Consider the following 15,813-nt stretch of genomic DNA (forward strand, 5'->3'; position numbering starts at 1 on the left):
GGCTCCGCTACCTTCGGACTCATGTCGATCAACGCACGACTGCGCGGCTCGGTCCGCCTGCCCGGCGGACACGCCCTGGTCAACGGCTTCGCCTTCGAGAGCCGCGGGACGGACTCGCGCCGCGCCCTCCTCCGGAACGGCCATGAGCTGGAGGTGTACGACCTGGACGAGGTGTTCGCCGGAGAGCGCGCGCCCGGCGCCGTCTTCCCGCTGCCCTGGCCGGGTTGGGACCACGGTGTCCACTCGGTGAGTCCGGACGGCACGTTCGCGGTGTTCTCGGGCCAGCGCGCGGTGCGGGCCGTGGGCGCGGGCGGGGAGACCTTGTGGGAGTACCGGCACGCCTGCTGGGGCCCGGAGATCGGCCATCCGCACAGCGGGGACGAACAGGAGGTGTGCCGGGGGCTCGAGCACGGCTCCTGCCGGGTCTCGGACGACGGCAGGCTGGTGTGGGCGCACATCGTGACCGAACCGGAGAAGGACCACTGGGAGGAACGCTGGGTCGTGCTGGACGCCCTCGACGGACGCGAGCTGGCCGCGCTGCCGCTGGACAGCATGGCCGCGGGATCGCACCACCTCTCCCACCCGGACGGCGTTCACATGGGCCTGTGCATCGGCATGGGCCAGGACGGCATCCTGCTGTACTGGGCACGCTGGGACGGCACGGAGCTGACCGGCTGGAATCTGAACGAGACCATGGACCGCATCCTGATGGACGTCCACGCCGGACACGAGGGCTTCCTGACGGCGGAGCACTACGGCGCGGACCTGCGCCTGCACGCCCTGGACGGCGCCGTGCTCGCCGAGCGACCGGCCGAGCCGACCGAGCCGGTCGAGCCGGCCGACGACGAGGACCCGCACTCCTGGAACTACTTCTGCGGCTTCGTCGACGCCGGCATCGTCATCGGCTCGACGGTCGACCCCGACGAGGACGAAGAGAACAACCGGCACTGGATCCTCGACGCCCACACCCTGGAGATACGTGGCACGGTGGCCTATCCCCAGGGACCTGCCGGCGCGGAGGTGCGCCCCCTCGGCGACGGGACCTGGCTCACCTACGACGCCGGCACCGAGACGCTCAACCGCTGGACACTTCAGCCCCGGTGAGACGGTCACGTCGTGGCCCGCTCACAGCGGCTGGCTGGCGAGGGCCGCCAGGTAGGTGCCGTAGAGCAGGGAAACGGTCGTGAGACCGCCGCACACCAGGCGGGCACGGCGCGACGGGCCCGCGCGCCACACCCGGACGAGGGCGCGGGCCGGCGGGATGAGCAGGGGGAACGCCGGAAGCAGAAACCGCGGCTTGGAGGAGAAGGGGCCGGACACCGCGACCACCGACAGCAGCAGCGCGCCCGCGAAGACCACCAGCGGCAGCGGGGCGCGGTCCAGGCACAGCAGGCAGAGCGACACGATGCCCGCCACGACGAGGACCACGGACACCGGATAGGTCACCCAACTGCCCTGCAACGGCATCGAATCCAGAAGACGCATGGGTCCGACCGCGAGGTCCAGGCGGGAGTTCCAGGCACTCTGCACCTGCAGGTAGCCGTGCCAGAGGTCACCGGTCTGCCGCCCCACCCACAGCACATAGGCCATCCAGCCCAGGGGACCCAGAACCGTGCCGAACAGGAGCCCCGGGGAGGCGCGGCCCCGCTGCCGTACGACCTCGTGCCCGGCCGCGGCGGCGACGGCCGCGGCGACCGCGATCCCGTTCGGCCGGGCGAGGCCCGCCAGCAGCGCCAGCGCGCCCGCGGCCGGCCAGCGGCGGCGCAGCACGGCGTACAGGGACCAGGCGGCACACGCGGTGAACAGCGGTTCGGTGTAGGCCATGGTGAGGGCGACCGACTGCGGCAGCACGGCCCACAGGGCGACGACGGTGGTGGCGACCGTCCGCCCGTAGAGGTGATGCCCGATCGTGTGGATGCCGTACACGGCGAGCACCGCACAACCCCAGGCGATCAGCAGCCCGGCCTGCCCGGCGGTCAGCGGGAGCGCGCCGCGCAGGGCTCGGATCAGCGCCGGATACAGGGGAAAGAACGCCCAGTCGGTCTGGACCGCGCCCGTGCCGGTGATGCGCAGCTGGGTCCCGTATCCATGCTCGGCGATGTGCAGATACCAGACGGAGTCCCACGCATGGACCAGGCTCTTCCCGAACGGGCGGCCGGCCACTGCGTCGACCAGGATCAGCAGGGCGACCCCGGCGAGGCGGACGGCCGCGAAGACGGCGAGCGCCCGGAGAACGCCCGGGGCACCCTTCACCCGACCGCGGCCGGTCTCACGAGGGCTGTCGGGCGGCCGCAGCGCGGGTGACATGCTCACCCTCCGACCATGAGCGGCCGGAAACACGAGCGCAATCCGGAACACACCCGGATGGAAGGCCTCTCGTCCTCACGGGCACGGGGTGCTGGTCAATGCCGTGGAGCCCGACCCACCGGTACCGAGGCACCGCCGCCGCGGGCCCTCCAGCCGGCCTCAGGCCGCGGTCTCGCGTAGTTCCGCCAGCGTGGCCGGCGTCAGGTGCCGGCGGCTGTCGTCGGCGTCGAGCAGGACGACCGTGCAGTGGGCGCTGTGCGTGAGCGCCGTGGTGAGGCTGCCGTCGGCGAACTGGGCGAGCGGGCCACGCGGAGAGCGGCCGACCGCGACCGCGCGGGCGCCCACCCGCGCCGCGTGCTGGGCCAGCGCGCGGCCGGCGGCCGCATGGTCGCCGACGCTGCAGAGGATCTGACCGGTGGCGGGGATGCCGTGGCCCGCGAGACGGTCCAGGTGGGCGACCACGGCGGCCCGGGCCTGTTCGGTGGTCTCGGTCTCGACGGCCTGCTCCTCGACCACCGCCGTCTGCTGGACGTGGACGACCTCCAGCGGGCTGCCGGTGTCCCGGGCGAGTCGGGCCGCCGCGTCGACGATGGCGGCGGCCCGGTCGTGCGCGCCCACCGCGACGATGACCGGCGGCGTGTCCGTGGCGGCCGGGGTGCCGACGGGCGTCAGTGAAGGCGACACCATCGCTTCGCTCTCACCGGTGTCCGTCTCGGCCCGGCGCAGCAGGCCGTGCCCGCCGGCCAGGACGGGGACGGCCAGGACAAAGGTGGCGGCACCGAGGTAGAAGGGCACGCTCAGGTCCGTGGCGTCGGCGAGCTTGCCGGCAACGTACGGCGCCAGGCCGCCGCCGATGAAGCGCAGAAAGCCGTACGCGGAGGAGGCCACCGGGCGTTCCACGGGGGAGACGAGCATGACGGCCTGCGTGGTGAGGGTGTTGTTGATGCCGATGAAGGCGCCGCTGACGATGACCGCGACGATGACCACGGCCGGCTTCTGTACGCCGGCGGCGATGACGGCCATCACGATGCCGAGGCCGACGAGGTTGACGTACAGAACGGGGGCGGTGCCGAAGCGGGCCTGCAGGCGCGGGGCGAAGAAGACGCTGAACGCCGCCACCAGCAGGCCCCAGCCGGTGAAGACGAGACCCAGCTGGTGCGCGCTCAGCTTCATCGGATAGGGGGCGTAGCCGAGCATGGTGAAGAAGCCCCAGTTGTAGAGCAGGGCCATGATGCCCATGGTCAGCAGACCGCGGTGGCGCAACGCCTTGAGCGGCGCTATGGGGGAGGTGGGCCGGGCGGGCTTGGGCAGTGACGGTACGAAGGCGAGGGTCGCGACGAGGGCTGTCGCCATGAGTACGGCGACGCCGAAGAACGGGCCGCGCCAGCTGATGGCGCCCAACTCGCCGCCCAGCAGCGGCCCTACGGCGATCCCGAGGCCGAGCGCGGTCTCGTAGAGGATGATCGCGCCGCCGAAGCCGCCGCTGGCCGAGGCGACGATGACCGCGAGCGAGGTGGCGATGAAGAGGGCGTTGCCCAGGCCCCAGCCGGCCCGGAAGCCGACGATGCCGTTGATGGAGCCCGAGGAGCCGGCCAGCGCGGCGAAGACCACGATGACGGCGAGGCCGATGACCAGGGTGCGCTTGGCACCGAACCGGCTGGAGAACCAGCCGACGATCAGCATGGCCACCGCGGTGACGATCAGGTAGCTGCTGAACAGGAGCGAGACCTGGCTGGGTGAGGCGTGCAGGCTCTCGGCGAGGGCGGGCAGGATCGGGTCGACCAGTCCGATGCCCATGAACGAGATCACGCAGGCGAAAGCCACGGCCCAGACGGCCTTGGGTTGCCGGAACGGGCCGGCGGTCGTGCCGTGCGGTGCGCTCATGACCGCTTCATCTCCAGTTCTCTCCGGGGAGGGTGCGAGGGGACGGGCAGGCTCAGGACCGTGCCTGGCGGTCCTGGATCACCCGGGCCAGCGCGGGCAGGGCGATCGCCACGGCACGCCGCTCCGGCTCGGTCAGCTCCTCGACGAGCTGCTCCAGGGCGTCGGCGCGCTCGGCCCGGCGTTGCCGGAACACCTCCAGGCCGGAGTCGGTGGCCTCGACCAGCACCCCGCGGCCGTCGGCGCGGTCGGCGGTGCGGCGCACCAGCCCTGCCCGTTCCATGCGGGTGACGAGCTGGGTCATGTTGGGCTGGGAGACGTTCTCGGCGCGGGCCAGTTCGGTCAGCCGCTGGGGTCCTTCGCGCCCCAGCCGGCCGAGCGCGGACGAGGCCGCGGGGCTCAGACCGCCGGTCGTGGCGCTGCGGCGCACGTACCGGACGATCTCCTCCACGGCGAGCATCAGGTGCTCGCCCGATGTGTCCAGGGGGCCGGCAGGATCCATAACCTGCTTATGCATAACCTCATTATGCATATACGTGTAGTGCACATCAACCGTTTCGGGGCGGGCGTAGCGGTCGCCTGGCGAGGCTCCGCGCTGGCGACAGGTCACCTCCCGAGGGCAATGATCCTCGCGATTCCAGTAATGGCCTGTCCCGCCTCGGCGGCGGCGGCCGGCCGGGGCCCGCCGGTTCGGTGGTAGACGGTCGCCAGGTGCCCCTCGCCGTCCGGGTCCTCCAGGACCGCGACCAGGCGCACGAACCAGTCGTGGACCGTGCCGCCGTCCCGCAGTGCCTCGATCGCGGCCACCCGGTCCGGGTGCGCGACCGCGGGCCGCGAGTGAGTTCCGCCTCGCGCAGGCCGGCCCCGAGCGGACGCAGCGCGTCCCAGGCGACCTTGACCGCCGCGCCGAAGGCATCCCGCCCCTGGCAGCCGCAGGGCCGGCCGGCCCTGCAATGGGCTTTTTACGTGGATATGGTGGGTACGCGGGGGTATATCACGTCGTCGCGATCCGCCGGGTCGGCAGGCGGGAAAGAAGTGATGCCGATGATCTCCGACATGGTTCTGGTGCCCACCAGCGACGCCACCCTCTCCGGTGACCTCGTGGTCCCGGCGGCGGCGCGGGCCGTGGTGCTCTTCGCACACGGCAGCGGCAGTTCCCGGCACAGCCCGCGCAACCGGATGGTCGCCGCGGAGCTGCGCACCGCCGGGTTCGGCACGCTGCTGATGGACCTGCTGAGCGAACTGGAGGAGCGGCACGACGCGTTGACCGGCGAGCACCGCTTCGACATTCCACTCCTGGGACGGCGGCTGGTGGCCGCGATCGACTGGCTGGACACACAGCCCGACACCCGCGGTCTCCCGGTCGTCCTGTTCGGCGCCAGCACGGGCGCCGCCGCGGCGCTGGTGGCCGCGGCCGAGCGCCCCGACCGGGTGCTGACCGTGGTCTCGCGGGGCGGCCGGCCCGATCTGGCGGGCGACGCCCTGGGACAGGTGCGGGCCCCGGTGCTGCTCATCGTCGGCGGCCAGGACCAGCAGGTCCAGGAGCTGAACGAGGAGGCGGCCGCGTACTTGCGGGCCCCGCACACCCTGCACATCGTCGAGGGTGCGACCCACCTGTTCGGAGAGCCCGGAGCCCTGGAACAGGTGGCCGAGGTGGCCAGGCAGTGGTGTGACGAGCGGCTGACCGGCACGACCGCCTGACCGGCCGGGACCCGCAGCAGGACAACCCCGCGGCGGGACACGTGGCCGCGTCAGGCGGGACTCGGCCTGCCGAAGAACTCGGCGTAGCGGGCCGGCAGACCGGACAGCAGGTGGTCGATCTGCCGGGCCGGCACCGCGTCTGCCACCGTGGACAGTACGGCGTCCGCGTCCCACTCGGCCGTACGGGGCCGGGCGCCGGTCTGCACGGACACCCGCCGGAGGAACTCGTCACAGTCGAACCTCTCGGGGCGCCCCCGGTCCAGATGCAGGGCCTCGTCCAGCGGTGCGGGCAAGCGCGCCGCCAGTTCGTCGGCCTCTTCCGGGGCGATCCGGGTCGCGAGCGCCCACAGGACGGCCTCACAGACGTGCTCGGTCTCCTCGCGGCTGCGGTACTCGCCCCGGTCGCGGACCTGGGCCAGGAATTCTTCCAGTTGCACGGCGGCCTCCACTGTCGTCGCAGGCCATCACGGCGAGCCGCACCCCTCCCGTCCACCGCGGCCGGGTCCGGGGCGGCCGACGGACAGAGGTGATGTCGCCATTGTAGGTTTTCGGGTGGTCTCAGGCCGGGAGGAACCGGAGGAAGGGTCTCGGTATCGGCCCCCACCAGCGGAGTGCCGTGGGCGGCAACTGTGGGAGGCCGTGGAGCCGTACCGCTGCCGCGGCACGGCGGAGACCCCGCATGCGCTGCACCTGCCGGCCGAGTGCACGGCCCGCCACCACGGGGCCCGGGGCGAACCGGATGCGGGTGAAGTGAAGCCGGTCGGGTGATCGACGGGCCGGTCCCGGCTCGGGTGCGGTCTCTCGCGGGCGCGGCCGGAGAGACTGCGGCCATCCCAACGGAGGTGGCGAACATATGCTCAGCGACAGCACAGCGACGATCCTTGCCGAGAGGCCGAGCGTGGCGACGGTGGTCGCCGGTGCTCCACGCGTGGCGCAGATCGCGGCGCGGTGCAGCGACGAGACGGAGGCCGCCCGGTGCCTTGCGCCCGAGGTGGTCGAGGCGGTGCGAGAGGCCGGGTTCGCCCGGCACTTCGTCCCCGCGGCCTTCGGCGGTACGGAAGGCCGGTTCGTGGACATGACCTCGGCGGTGGCCCTGGTCGGCGAGGGCTGCGCCTCGGCCGCCTGGGCCGCCTCGCTGTCCGCCTACGCGGCCCGGTACGGCGCGTTCCTGCCCGTCGAAGGGCAAGAGGTGCTCTGGGGCGACGGGCCGGACGCCCTCATGGCGGGCGCGCTCATGCCGGCCGGGAAGGCCGAGCCCGTCTCCGGTGGCTGGCGGCTCAGCGGTGAGTGGAAGTACATCAGCGGGGTGCGCTTCGCCGACTGGGTCTTCGCCTGCTCCGCCGTACCCGGCACGGTGGGCCCCGACGGGCGCGGCGAGGTGCGGTTCTTCGCGGTGCCGCGGGCGGACATCACCGTGAAGGACACCTGGTTCACCCTGGGCATGCGCGGGACCGGCAGCGACACCATGGTCCTGGACGACGTCTTCGTGCCCGAGCATCTGACCCTGTCGAGGTTCGACATCAACGCGGGGCGGGCGACCGCCTCCGAGGCCCGTTGCCACACGGTCCCCGTGAACGCGGTGAACGCGCTGCCGCTCGCCGTGCCGGTGGTGGGTGCCGCGCGCGGCACGGTGCGTGCCTCGGCCGAGCAGAACCTGCGGCGCGTCGACCGGCGGGGCGCCCCGCTGCGCGAGAAGCCGTCGGTCCAGACCGACCTGGCGCGCTCGGCCGGGGAGGTGGACGCCGCGGAACTCCTCGTCCAGCGGGCCGCCCGGGTCGCCGACGGCATCGAGGAGACCGAGGAGGGCGAGGCGGCGGTCCGTGGCCCGCGGGACCTCGCGCTGGCGGTCGAGTTGTCGGTGTCGGCCGTCGAACGGCTCTTCCGGGGCACCGGCACCACGGGCCATTTCGAGTCCGACCCGGTCCAGCGGTTCTGGCGCGACGTCAACACCGCCGCGTCCCATGTGATCTTCTCCTTCGAGACCACCGGGACGGCCTACGGGGCCTGGGCGCTCGGCGTGGAGAGCGCGGAGCCGAGGCGCTGACCGCGCCGGCCGTCGACGCGCCCGGCGCGAGAACCACGTGGAGCTGCAACTTCTCGACGAGCCCTGCCCGGAGGTACTGCTGCACCGTGCTCGCCCCGCCCGTGATGTCGACGTTCCTGTCGCCCGCGGCGGCCTTCGCCCGGTCCAGGGCGCCGTGGATGCCGTCGGTGACGAAGGTGAAGGTCGTACCGCCCTCCTTCACCAGGGTCGGCCGCGGGCGGTGGGTGAGTACGAAGACCGGGGTCCGGAACGGCGGATCGGCGCCCCAGAACTCCTCGCCCGTGCCGTACATCATCCGGCCCATGACCACGGCTCCGGTGGCGTCGAACCACTCCCGGATCAGCTCGGAGTCGCGGTTCTCCTCCCCGCCGGTCATGCCCTGGCGCTCCCGCCGGCTCGCCAGGTTGTGGATCCACTCGAAGAGGGGCTCGGCGCCGTCGCCCCCGGGTTGTCGAGGCCGACCCTTCACTCTCTCGTCGATCGGGAACCGGCGTGTTCGACAGCTCCCGGCCGCGGGTCTCGGATGAGCGGTTTCCATGGTGAGGTGGAACCATCTGGTGCCATGCGTGCTGCGTACATCGAGGAGCTGGGACCCGCCGACGTCATCCGGTACGGCGAGATCGCGGCGCCCCGCCCCGGCCCCACCGACGTGCTGGTGGATGTCCTGGCCACCGCGGTCAACCCGGTGGACACGTTGGTGCGGTCGGGGCTCTTCCGCACGCAGGTCGACTTTCCCTTCGTCGTGGGCCGCGATCTGGTCGGCATGGTCGCCGGGACGGGCCCCGGTGCGACCGGCTTCCGCGCCGGGGACCGGGTGTGGTGCAACAGCCTCGGACACGGAGGGCGGCAGGGCGCGGCGGCGGAGCAGGCGGTGGTGGCGGCCGACCGGCTGTACCACCTGCCCGCGGGAGTCGATCCGTACGCGGCGGTGGCGGCGTTCCATCCGGCGGCGACCGCCTATCTGGCTCTGTTCGTCCATGGCCGGCTCCGCGTGGGCGAGACCGTGCTGGTCGCCGGCGCCGCGGGCAACGTCGGCAGCGCCCTGGTGACGATGGCGGTGCGGGCCGGCGCCCGCGTCCTCGCCACGGCCGGCGCGCACGACGCGCCGTACTGCGCGGAGCTGGGCGCGGCCGAGGTGTTCGACTACCGGGACCCGGAACTGACCGAGAGCATCCGCGGCGCGGCGCCGTCGGGGCTCGACCTGTACCTGGACACGGCCGGTGTCAACGACCTGGAGACCACGGTCGACCTGCTCGCCCGCAGGGGCCGGGTGGTGCTGCTGGCCGGCGCCCGGACCCGCCCGGTGCTGCCCGCCGGGGCGCTGTACATGAACGACCGCTCCATCGTGGGGTTCGTGATCTCCCACGCGACATCCGGCGAACTCGCGGAAGCCGCCGCGTACGTCAACGACCTGCTCGCTCAGGGTGCTCTGTGCCCGCGCGGCATCGAGGTGTTCCCGCTCGGCGCGGCCGCGGACGTGCACGCCCGGATGGAGAAGGGGGAACTGCGCGGGCGGCGGGCCGTGCTGCGTACCGACCTCGACTCCGCCGGCTCGTCCCACCGCCGTCCGTCGGTCAGGTGATGTGCCGCAGCAACGCCGCGACCGCCGCGGGCGGCTCACCGTGGGGACGTACCACCATCACCTTCCAGCTCGGTGCGTGCCGGGTGAACCGATACGTCGTCAGGTCGGGGAATCGGCCGGCGATGGACGGGGGCATGATGCAGACGCCCAGGTCGCCTCGGACCAGTTCGGACGCGGCCACGATGTCGTTCACCTCGAAGGTCGTGGTGCGGTCGACGCCGGCGGCACGGAAGGCCCGGTCGACGGCGTGGCGGATCGCCCAGCCCGGGGTGAAGTCCACCAGGGGCAACCGCGCGACCGTCTCCGGTTCGACGGTGCCCTCGGGAGTGCCGCCGGTGAGATCCCGGCCGGGGGCGACGACCAGGACCATCTCCTCGCGGGACAGCAGCCGGGTCACGAGCCCCCGCTGCTGCTGGCGGTCCAGTGCCACCACCGCCAGGTCCACCGTGCCCTCGCGCAACGCCTGCCGGATGTCGGTCACCGCCGCCTGCCGCAGCTGGACCACCACCCCCGGATGCTCCGAGCGCAGTGCGGCAAGCGCGTGGTGCAGTCCCGCCCAGACGCCCTGCATGATGCCGACGGTCACCCGCCCGCGCAGCTCGCCCTTGGCCGCGTCGACCGCCTCGCGCGCCAGCTCGGCGGCGCGCAGTGCGGCCCGTGCCGCGGGTACGAAGGCTTCGCCGGCCGGGGTGAGCGCCACCCGGTGGGTGTTCCGGGTGAACAGCGGGGTGCCCAGCTCGCGTTCGAGGGCGCGGACCGTGCCGGAGACGGCGGACTGGACCACGTGCAGCCGCCTCGCCGCGGCCGTGAACCCGCCCGCGTCCGCCACCGCGACGACGGCTTCCATCTGCCGCAGGTCCATCATCCGCTCCCGGTGACGCAGTGCCCGTACGCAGGGCATCGATCTTCGCTGCATGGTATGCGGGCGGCCGGTGGACGGGCGCCGTTCGCCGGGCCCGGACCTCCGCGGTTGCGATCCCTCATGCGGCGTCCTGGGTGCGGTTCCGGTTTTCCTGCCGGTGTTCGGTGAGCCAGTACAGGAGCGCGAGGACGGGCAGGGTTGCGCCGAGGGCCGTCACCGCCGTCCAGCCGCCGGAGTGGTAGGTCAGCGAGCCGAGCTGGGAGCCGAGGGCGCCGCCGAGGAAGAAGGTGGCGATGAAGGCGCTGTTGAGGCGGGCCCGGGCGTGCGGGTCGAGCTGGTAGATCGTGTGCTGGCCGAGGATCAGGGTGGCCTGGACGGCCATGTCGAGCATGACGGCGGCGAGGGCGATCAGGACGATGTGGTGCCCGCCGAAGCCTGCGATGCCGAAGGCCAGTGCGGCGAGGACGAACGCGGCGCCCGTCATCGGCCGGGTCAGCTTGCGGTCGGCCCACCGTCCGGCGAGCGGGGCCACGGCCGCACCGGCGGCTCCGACCAGGGCGAAGACACCGACGCCTATGGGGGAGTAGTGGAACCCGGGGCCGGTGAGGAGGTAGGAGACGGTGGTCCAGAAGGCGCTGAAGGCGCCGAACATCGCCGCCTGGTACAGGCCGCGGCGCAGCAGTGCGGGGTGGGTCCGGATCAGCTGCACGGTGGAGCGCAGCACGCGGAGGTACGGGATCGTCGTGGTGGGCGCGTGCCGGGGCAGCGCCGAGCGCAGGGTCACGGCGAGGACGGCCATCAGGACGGCGGAGCCCAGGTAGACCACGCGCCAGCCGGCGATGTCGGAGACCAGGCTGCTGAGGGTCCGCGAGAGCAGGATCCCGGTGAGCAGGCCGCTCATCACCCGGCCCACGATCCGGCCGCGGGCGTGGTCGGGGGCGAGGCTCGCGGCGAACGGGACCAGGACCTGGGCGACGACCGAGGTGGCGCCGCTGATCAGGGACGCGATCAGCAGCACGGGGAAGTCCGGTGCCAGCCCGGCCGTCACCAGGGCGACCGTGGTGACCGTCAGCAGAGCGGTGATCAGGCCCCGCTTCTCAAGCCGGTCGCCGAGCGGGACCAGGAACAGCATGCCGATCACATAGCCGATCTGGGTGAGCGTGATCAGCCAGCCGGCCGCCGCCGTACTGGTGTGGAAGACCTCGCGCAGCGAGGACAGCAGGGGCTGGGCGTAGTACAGGTTGGCGACCGTCATGCCGGCGGCGACGGCCAGCAGCGCGATCAGCCGGCCGGGCACACCGTGTGCGGGCGCGGCGCCGGTCGCACCCTGGTGCGAGCTCCGGAGTTCGCAGGACTGGGGCACGTGGACCTTCTTCGGGGCCGGGAGCCGGGGAGGCCGGCTCGGCGGGATGGCTGGCGACGATCGAGCAGCTTCCTCGCTGCTCTCCTGGGCACAAGCGCCGGGGGCGCCCCCTCGCTTCCCTTTTGATCGCGATGATTCGGGATGTCGGTCATCTCTACTGGAGATGACCGAGGCTCGGCTTCGGTGACCGCGGCGGACGGTTTCCACCGGAACGCGTACTTTGGTCAGAACTGCGAGCGCCCGGGCGAGGCGGATCTCGGCATCGATGGAGATCCGTGCGGACGGGCCATGATCATGGCATGATAGTTGAATATAGAACTACCCCTCCGGAGGCGGTCCACGGTGAGCAACGTCGAAACGAAACCCACGGAACTGCGCTGCGGTGGCGCGGTGGACGCCGAGCGGCCCACCGAGGCGGCCCGGGTCGACGTACTGACCCCGCGCGACGTCCCCCTCGGGGGTCCCCGGGCGATGACCGTGCGCCGGACACTGCCGCAGCGCGCCCGGACCCTGATCGGCGCCTGGTGCTTCGCCGACCACTACGGCCCCGACGATGTCTCGGTGACGGGCGGCATGGACGTCGCCCCGCACCCCCACACCGGGCTGCAGACGGTGAGCTGGCTGTTCACCGGGGAGATCGAGCACCGGGACAGCATGGGCAACCACGCGCTCGTGCGGCCCGGCGAGCTGAACCTCATGACGGGCGGGTACGGCATCAGCCACTCGGAGGTCTCCACCCCGCGGACCACGATCCTGCACGGCGTACAGCTGTGGGTGGCGCTGCCGGAGGAACACCGCGACACCGAAAAGGACTTCCAGCACCACACACCCGAGCCGGTGCTGACCGACGGGGCCGAGATCCGGGTCTTCCTGGGCTCCCTCGCCGGCCGGGTCTCTCCGGTGCCGACCTTCACGCCCCTGCTCGGCGCCGAGATCGTGCTGCAGCCGCGCGCGACCCTCACGCTCGCCGTGGACCCCGGCTTCGAGCACGGCCTCCTGGTCGACCGGGGGGAGGTGCGGCTTGCGGACACCCTGGTGGAACCGTCGGAGCTGGGCTATGTCCCGCCGGGCGCCGACGCGTTGACGCTGACGAACGAGTCGGACGGCGTCGCACGGACGGTGCTGCTCGGCGGAACCCCCTTCGAGGAGGAGATCGTCATGTGGTGGAACTTCATCGGGCGCAGCCACGAGGACATCGCCAAGGCCCGGGAGGACTGGCAGAACTCCTCCGACCGGTTCGGCGTCGTGGAGGGGTATCCGGGGGACCGCCTGCCCGCCCCGGCCCTGCCGAACGCCGTCATCACACCGCGCAGGAATCCACCGCGCCACTGAACCGTCCGACGCGTGTACCGACCCCCGTCCGAAAGGCATCCCATGAGCCAGCCCTCCGCCGCTCCGACCGTCGAGCGCAATGCGGTCAAGAACCGGTACGAAATCCTGGTCGACGGCGAGCGCGCCGGACTGACCGCCTACCGCGACCGCGGTGACCAGCGTGTCTTCTACCACACCGAGGTCGACGAGGCCTTCGCCGGACAGGGCCTGGCCTCCCGCCTGGTCCAGGAGGCGCTCACCGACGTGCGCGAGTCCGGCAAGCGGATCGTGCCCGTCTGCCCGTACGTGGCCAAATTCCTGAACAAACACGAGGAGTTCGCCGACATCACCGACCCCGTGACCCCCGACGTCCTGCGCTGGCTGGACACCGAACTGGGCTGACCGACCCCGGCCGGCCGGTCGTCGAGCTCGGCGGCCGGCCCTACGGCAGCGCATCGATGCGGCCGTACACGCCGCCGACACCCGCCGTACGTCTCGGCGCGGCACCTTGGGCCCCATGACGTACGAACCCCTGCCCTCCGTGGACGAGCTCATGGCGCTGCTGGCCGACTGTGCGGACACCTGGGACACCCCGGACCGGTCGGGTGACCCGGTGGACATCCTGGACCACGGACTCCAGGTGGCCGCCCTGCTCGCCGTGAGCCACCCGGACGACGAGGAGCTGCAGGTGGCCGGGCTCGTCCATGACATCGGCCACTACCTCGTGCCCGCCGACGAAGCGGGACACGGCGCACACGCCGCGGCCGCGGTCGAGGGCCTGCTGGGGCCGCGGGTGGCCGGTCTGGTCGCCGCGCACATTCCGGCCAAACGCTATCTGGCGGCCGCAGACCCGCAGTTGGTGCTGTCACCGGAGAGCGCCCGGACACTCGGCCGCCAGGGCGGTCCCATGACCCCGGCGGAAGCGGCCGCCTTCGAGGCGGACCCCGACTTCCCGGCGGCGATCGCCCTGCGCCGCGCCGACGACGCGGGCAAGGTCGTGGGCCTGGCGGTGGCTCCGCTCCGGGCCTGGCGCCCGGTCGTGGAGCGCGTCGCCGACAGCAGGCGCTAGCGGGACATGCGGGCCGGGGCGGGACCGGATGCCGGGTCGAGGGCCAGCGCCGCGAAGGTGGCCAGCCAGTGGTCGGTCGTGAAGTCGGCGCGTTCCACGGCGGGCAGGCCCGCCACGAGGTGGGCCTCGGCGGCCTCGGCCAAGCGCGTACGGACCCCTCCGTCCGGCAGCGCGGCGGCGACCGAGCGCAGCGCGGCGGATCTGCTGAGGGTGAGCCCCAGCAGATGGCCGATCTGCGGGTCGGCGTGGTCGGAGACGACGGGCACGTCCAGCAACGGGCACGGGGCACCGGAGCGCAGCGCGGGCAGGAAGCGGTCGAGCCAGTACGCGAACCGCTCCCCCGTCAGCACTCTGCGCATCGCGTCGGCCTCGGTGAGCGCCGGGGACAGGAAGTCCTGGCCCGACGGTTCCCAGTGCGCGGGCGCGTCGCGATCGTCCGCGAACCAGGTCAGGAGCCGCTGCCGTACGGCCTCGGTGGTCGCGGCGGGCAGTTCGCCCGCGTCGAGCAGAAGGCCCAGGGCGAAGGCGCTGTTGGGATGGTTCCCGTGACGCACCGGATACGTGGCCTTCGGCAGCCAGTCCGCGAGCAGCATGTCCACGGCGGTGACGGCCGGTGCCAGGGCCTCGGCCCAGCGCGTGCCGGCCGTGCCCCCGTACGCTCGGCACTCGGCGGCGAGCGCCACCAGCCAGGCCCAGCCGTACGGCCGCTCGAAGGAGGGGTGCGCGCGGAGATAGGCGGCTTCGACGGCGATGTTGTCGGGAGCGAGGTGCCGGTCGAGTACGGCGATGACCGGCGCCGTCTCCGGGAAGGCGGGCGTGGCGCCGTGGCGGCGCAGCAGACGTACCAGCAGCCAGTGCATATGGACCGACGAGTGCCAGTCGTAGGCGCCGTGGAAGGCCGGGTGCAGCGTGCTCGGACGTACCCGCTCCTCCGGTGACGTCACGAGGTGAGCGGGGAAATTGGGGTACTCACGGGTGACGTTGGCCAGGGCGAGCCGGGCGAAACCGGCCGCGTGTGCGGCGAGCGGCATCAGTGGGTGGCCCCTTCGCTGACCCTCAGGTCGTGCTCCGTCAGGGTGCCGGCGGCGCTGACCAGCAGGGCGCGCAGTCCGTGGGCGACCGTGGCGGGCTCCAGGGCCGGGGCGGTGCCGTCGGTGACCTGTTCCGGCGCCCAGGGTACATGCACGAAACCGCCGCGGACGTACGGGAATTCGGTGGCGATCAGATGGCCGAGACCGTACGCGACGTGGTTGCAGACGAACGTGCCGGCCGTGTTGGAGAGCGCGGCCGGCACGCCCGCCGTGCGCAGGGCGGCGACGCAGGCCTTGACGGGGAGGGTGGAGAAGTACGCGGCCGGGCCGCCCGGGACCACGGGTTCGTCGACGGGCTGGTTGCCCGCGTTGTCGGGGATACGCGCGTCGTCGACATTGACGCCGACGCGTTCGACGGTGACGCCGGGCCGGCCGCCCGCCTGGCCCAGACACAGGACCAGGTCGGGCGTGGACGCGCGGATGGCGTCGCGCAGGGTGTCGACGGACGTGCCGAAGACACACGGGAGTTCGGCGGCGGTGACCGTGAGCCCGGCTGGCGGCTCGGCGGCCACGAGGGAGGCCGCCTGCCAGGACGGGTTGACCGTCTGGCCGTCGAAGGGGGCGAAACCGGTGATCAGCACGCGGGTCATGGCACTTCCTCG

17 protein-coding genes are annotated in these 15,813 nt (G+C 72.7%); 7 read left to right on the forward strand and 10 right to left on the reverse strand.

Going from position 1 to position 15,813, the window contains the following annotated elements:
• Window positions 1-21 precede the first annotated feature (21 nt).
• Window positions 22-1,104, forward strand: coding sequence for a hypothetical protein (locus SRB17_RS22615; protein WP_153541624.1), 1,083 nt, complete (start codon window positions 22-24; stop codon window positions 1,102-1,104).
• A gap of 21 nt (window positions 1,105-1,125) precedes the next feature.
• On the opposite strand, the gene SRB17_RS22620 is transcribed toward SRB17_RS22615, so the two are convergent.
• From SRB17_RS22620 to SRB17_RS45495, 4 genes are all read right to left on the reverse strand, one after another.
• A complete protein-coding gene (locus tag SRB17_RS22620) occupies window positions 1,126-2,307 on the reverse strand; it encodes a mannosyltransferase family protein (protein ID WP_153542363.1) in 1,182 nt (393 codons plus the stop codon).
• A 159-nt stretch (window positions 2,308-2,466) separates the two neighbouring features.
• Complete coding sequence (locus SRB17_RS22625) at window positions 2,467-4,191, reverse strand: MFS transporter (RefSeq protein ID WP_153541626.1); 1,725 nt, start codon at window positions 4,189-4,191, stop codon at window positions 2,467-2,469.
• A 52-nt stretch (window positions 4,192-4,243) separates the two neighbouring features.
• On the reverse strand, window positions 4,244-4,705 hold the full coding sequence (locus SRB17_RS22630; protein ID WP_153541628.1) for a MarR family winged helix-turn-helix transcriptional regulator: 462 nt from the start codon (window positions 4,703-4,705) through the stop codon (window positions 4,244-4,246).
• A gap of 89 nt (window positions 4,706-4,794) precedes the next feature.
• A complete protein-coding gene (locus SRB17_RS45495; protein ID WP_194294101.1) occupies window positions 4,795-4,995 on the reverse strand; it encodes a hypothetical protein in 201 nt (66 codons plus the stop codon).
• A gap of 237 nt (window positions 4,996-5,232) precedes the next feature.
• On the opposite strand from SRB17_RS45495, the gene SRB17_RS22640 reads away from it, so the two are divergent.
• A complete protein-coding gene (locus tag SRB17_RS22640) occupies window positions 5,233-5,889 on the forward strand; it encodes a dienelactone hydrolase family protein (RefSeq protein WP_153541629.1) in 657 nt (218 codons plus the stop codon).
• 50 nt (window positions 5,890-5,939) lie between these two features.
• Here the strand turns inward: SRB17_RS22640 and SRB17_RS22645 are convergent, their stop codons facing one another.
• Window positions 5,940-6,326, reverse strand: coding sequence for a DUF2267 domain-containing protein (locus SRB17_RS22645; RefSeq protein ID WP_323376106.1), 387 nt, complete (start codon window positions 6,324-6,326; stop codon window positions 5,940-5,942).
• 416 nt (window positions 6,327-6,742) lie between these two features.
• Between SRB17_RS22645 and SRB17_RS22650 the strand changes: the two genes are divergently transcribed.
• Window positions 6,743-7,933 (forward strand): acyl-CoA dehydrogenase family protein, encoded by a 1,191-nt coding sequence (locus SRB17_RS22650; RefSeq protein ID WP_153541631.1) that lies wholly within the window; start codon window positions 6,743-6,745, stop codon window positions 7,931-7,933.
• Here the strand turns inward: SRB17_RS22650 and SRB17_RS22655 are convergent.
• The gene (locus SRB17_RS22655) at window positions 7,833-8,402 is read right to left on the reverse strand and encodes a dihydrofolate reductase family protein (RefSeq protein WP_323376107.1); all 570 of its coding nucleotides are present in this window, start codon (window positions 8,400-8,402) and stop codon (window positions 7,833-7,835) included. The genes SRB17_RS22650 and SRB17_RS22655 overlap by 101 nt on opposite strands.
• Window positions 8,403-8,495: 93 nt before the next feature.
• Between SRB17_RS22655 and SRB17_RS22660 the strand changes: the two genes are divergently transcribed.
• A complete protein-coding gene (locus tag SRB17_RS22660) occupies window positions 8,496-9,515 on the forward strand; it encodes an NADPH:quinone reductase (RefSeq protein WP_153541635.1) in 1,020 nt (339 codons plus the stop codon).
• On the opposite strand, the gene SRB17_RS22665 is transcribed toward SRB17_RS22660, so the two are convergent.
• Window positions 9,508-10,416, reverse strand: coding sequence for a LysR family transcriptional regulator (locus SRB17_RS22665; RefSeq protein WP_228396199.1), 909 nt, complete (start codon window positions 10,414-10,416; stop codon window positions 9,508-9,510). The two genes, SRB17_RS22660 and SRB17_RS22665, sit on opposite strands and share 8 nt — an antisense overlap.
• 79 nt (window positions 10,417-10,495) lie before the next feature.
• A complete protein-coding gene (locus SRB17_RS22670) occupies window positions 10,496-11,674 on the reverse strand; it encodes an MFS transporter (protein ID WP_416237082.1) in 1,179 nt (392 codons plus the stop codon).
• A 408-nt stretch (window positions 11,675-12,082) separates the two neighbouring features.
• Between SRB17_RS22670 and SRB17_RS22675 the strand changes: the two genes are divergently transcribed.
• From SRB17_RS22675 to SRB17_RS22685, 3 genes are all read left to right on the forward strand, one after another.
• Window positions 12,083-13,072 carry a pirin family protein gene (locus SRB17_RS22675; RefSeq protein WP_323376109.1) on the forward strand — a complete coding sequence of 330 codons (990 nt, stop codon included), beginning with the start codon at window positions 12,083-12,085 and terminating at the stop codon, window positions 13,070-13,072.
• Between the two features lie 42 nt (window positions 13,073-13,114).
• Window positions 13,115-13,453 (forward strand): GNAT family N-acetyltransferase, encoded by a 339-nt coding sequence (locus SRB17_RS22680; RefSeq protein ID WP_153541639.1) that lies wholly within the window; start codon window positions 13,115-13,117, stop codon window positions 13,451-13,453.
• 115 nt (window positions 13,454-13,568) lie between these two features.
• Window positions 13,569-14,120, forward strand: coding sequence for an HD domain-containing protein (locus SRB17_RS22685; protein WP_153541641.1), 552 nt, complete (start codon window positions 13,569-13,571; stop codon window positions 14,118-14,120).
• Here the strand turns inward: SRB17_RS22685 and SRB17_RS22690 are convergent.
• Both SRB17_RS22690 and pcp read right to left on the reverse strand, forming a co-directional pair.
• Window positions 14,117-15,151, reverse strand: a complete 1,035-nt coding sequence (locus tag SRB17_RS22690) for a DUF2891 domain-containing protein (protein WP_153541643.1) — start codon at window positions 15,149-15,151, stop codon at window positions 14,117-14,119. The two genes, SRB17_RS22685 and SRB17_RS22690, sit on opposite strands and share 4 nt — an antisense overlap.
• Window positions 15,151-15,801 (reverse strand): pyroglutamyl-peptidase I, encoded by a 651-nt coding sequence (pcp, locus tag SRB17_RS22695; RefSeq protein WP_153541645.1) that lies wholly within the window; start codon window positions 15,799-15,801, stop codon window positions 15,151-15,153. Before pcp ends, SRB17_RS22690 begins: the two co-directional genes overlap by 1 nt.
• Window positions 15,802-15,813 lie beyond the last annotated feature (12 nt).

Origin of the sequence: Streptomyces sp. RB17 (assembly GCF_009604455.1) — a bacterium.
Classification (GTDB): Bacteria; Actinomycetota; Actinomycetes; order Streptomycetales; family Streptomycetaceae; genus Streptomyces.

Bases quoted from the DNA above. Each gene is read 5' to 3' on its own strand.
- SRB17_RS22690 (WP_153541643.1), bottom strand. From the start codon at position 15,151: ATGCCGCTCGCCGCACACGCGGCCGGTTTCGCCCGGCTCGCCCTGGCC.
- SRB17_RS22680 (WP_153541639.1), top strand. From the start codon at position 13,115: ATGAGCCAGCCCTCCGCCGCTCCGACCGTCGAGCGCAATGCGGTCAAG.
- SRB17_RS22615 (WP_153541624.1), top strand. From the start codon at position 22: ATGTCGATCAACGCACGACTGCGCGGCTCGGTCCGCCTGCCCGGCGGA.
- SRB17_RS22620 (WP_153542363.1), bottom strand. From the start codon at position 2,307: ATGTCACCCGCGCTGCGGCCGCCCGACAGCCCTCGTGAGACCGGCCGC.
- SRB17_RS22665 (WP_228396199.1), bottom strand. From the start codon at position 10,416: ATGCCCTGCGTACGGGCACTGCGTCACCGGGAGCGGATGATGGACCTG.
- SRB17_RS22650 (WP_153541631.1), top strand. From the start codon at position 6,743: ATGCTCAGCGACAGCACAGCGACGATCCTTGCCGAGAGGCCGAGCGTG.
- SRB17_RS22660 (WP_153541635.1), top strand. From the start codon at position 8,496: ATGCGTGCTGCGTACATCGAGGAGCTGGGACCCGCCGACGTCATCCGG.
- SRB17_RS22685 (WP_153541641.1), top strand. From the start codon at position 13,569: ATGACGTACGAACCCCTGCCCTCCGTGGACGAGCTCATGGCGCTGCTG.
- SRB17_RS22625 (WP_153541626.1), bottom strand. From the start codon at position 4,191: ATGAGCGCACCGCACGGCACGACCGCCGGCCCGTTCCGGCAACCCAAG.
- pcp (WP_153541645.1), bottom strand. From the start codon at position 15,801: ATGACCCGCGTGCTGATCACCGGTTTCGCCCCCTTCGACGGCCAGACG.
- SRB17_RS22640 (WP_153541629.1), top strand. From the start codon at position 5,233: ATGATCTCCGACATGGTTCTGGTGCCCACCAGCGACGCCACCCTCTCC.
- SRB17_RS22630 (WP_153541628.1), bottom strand. From the start codon at position 4,705: ATGCATAAGCAGGTTATGGATCCTGCCGGCCCCCTGGACACATCGGGC.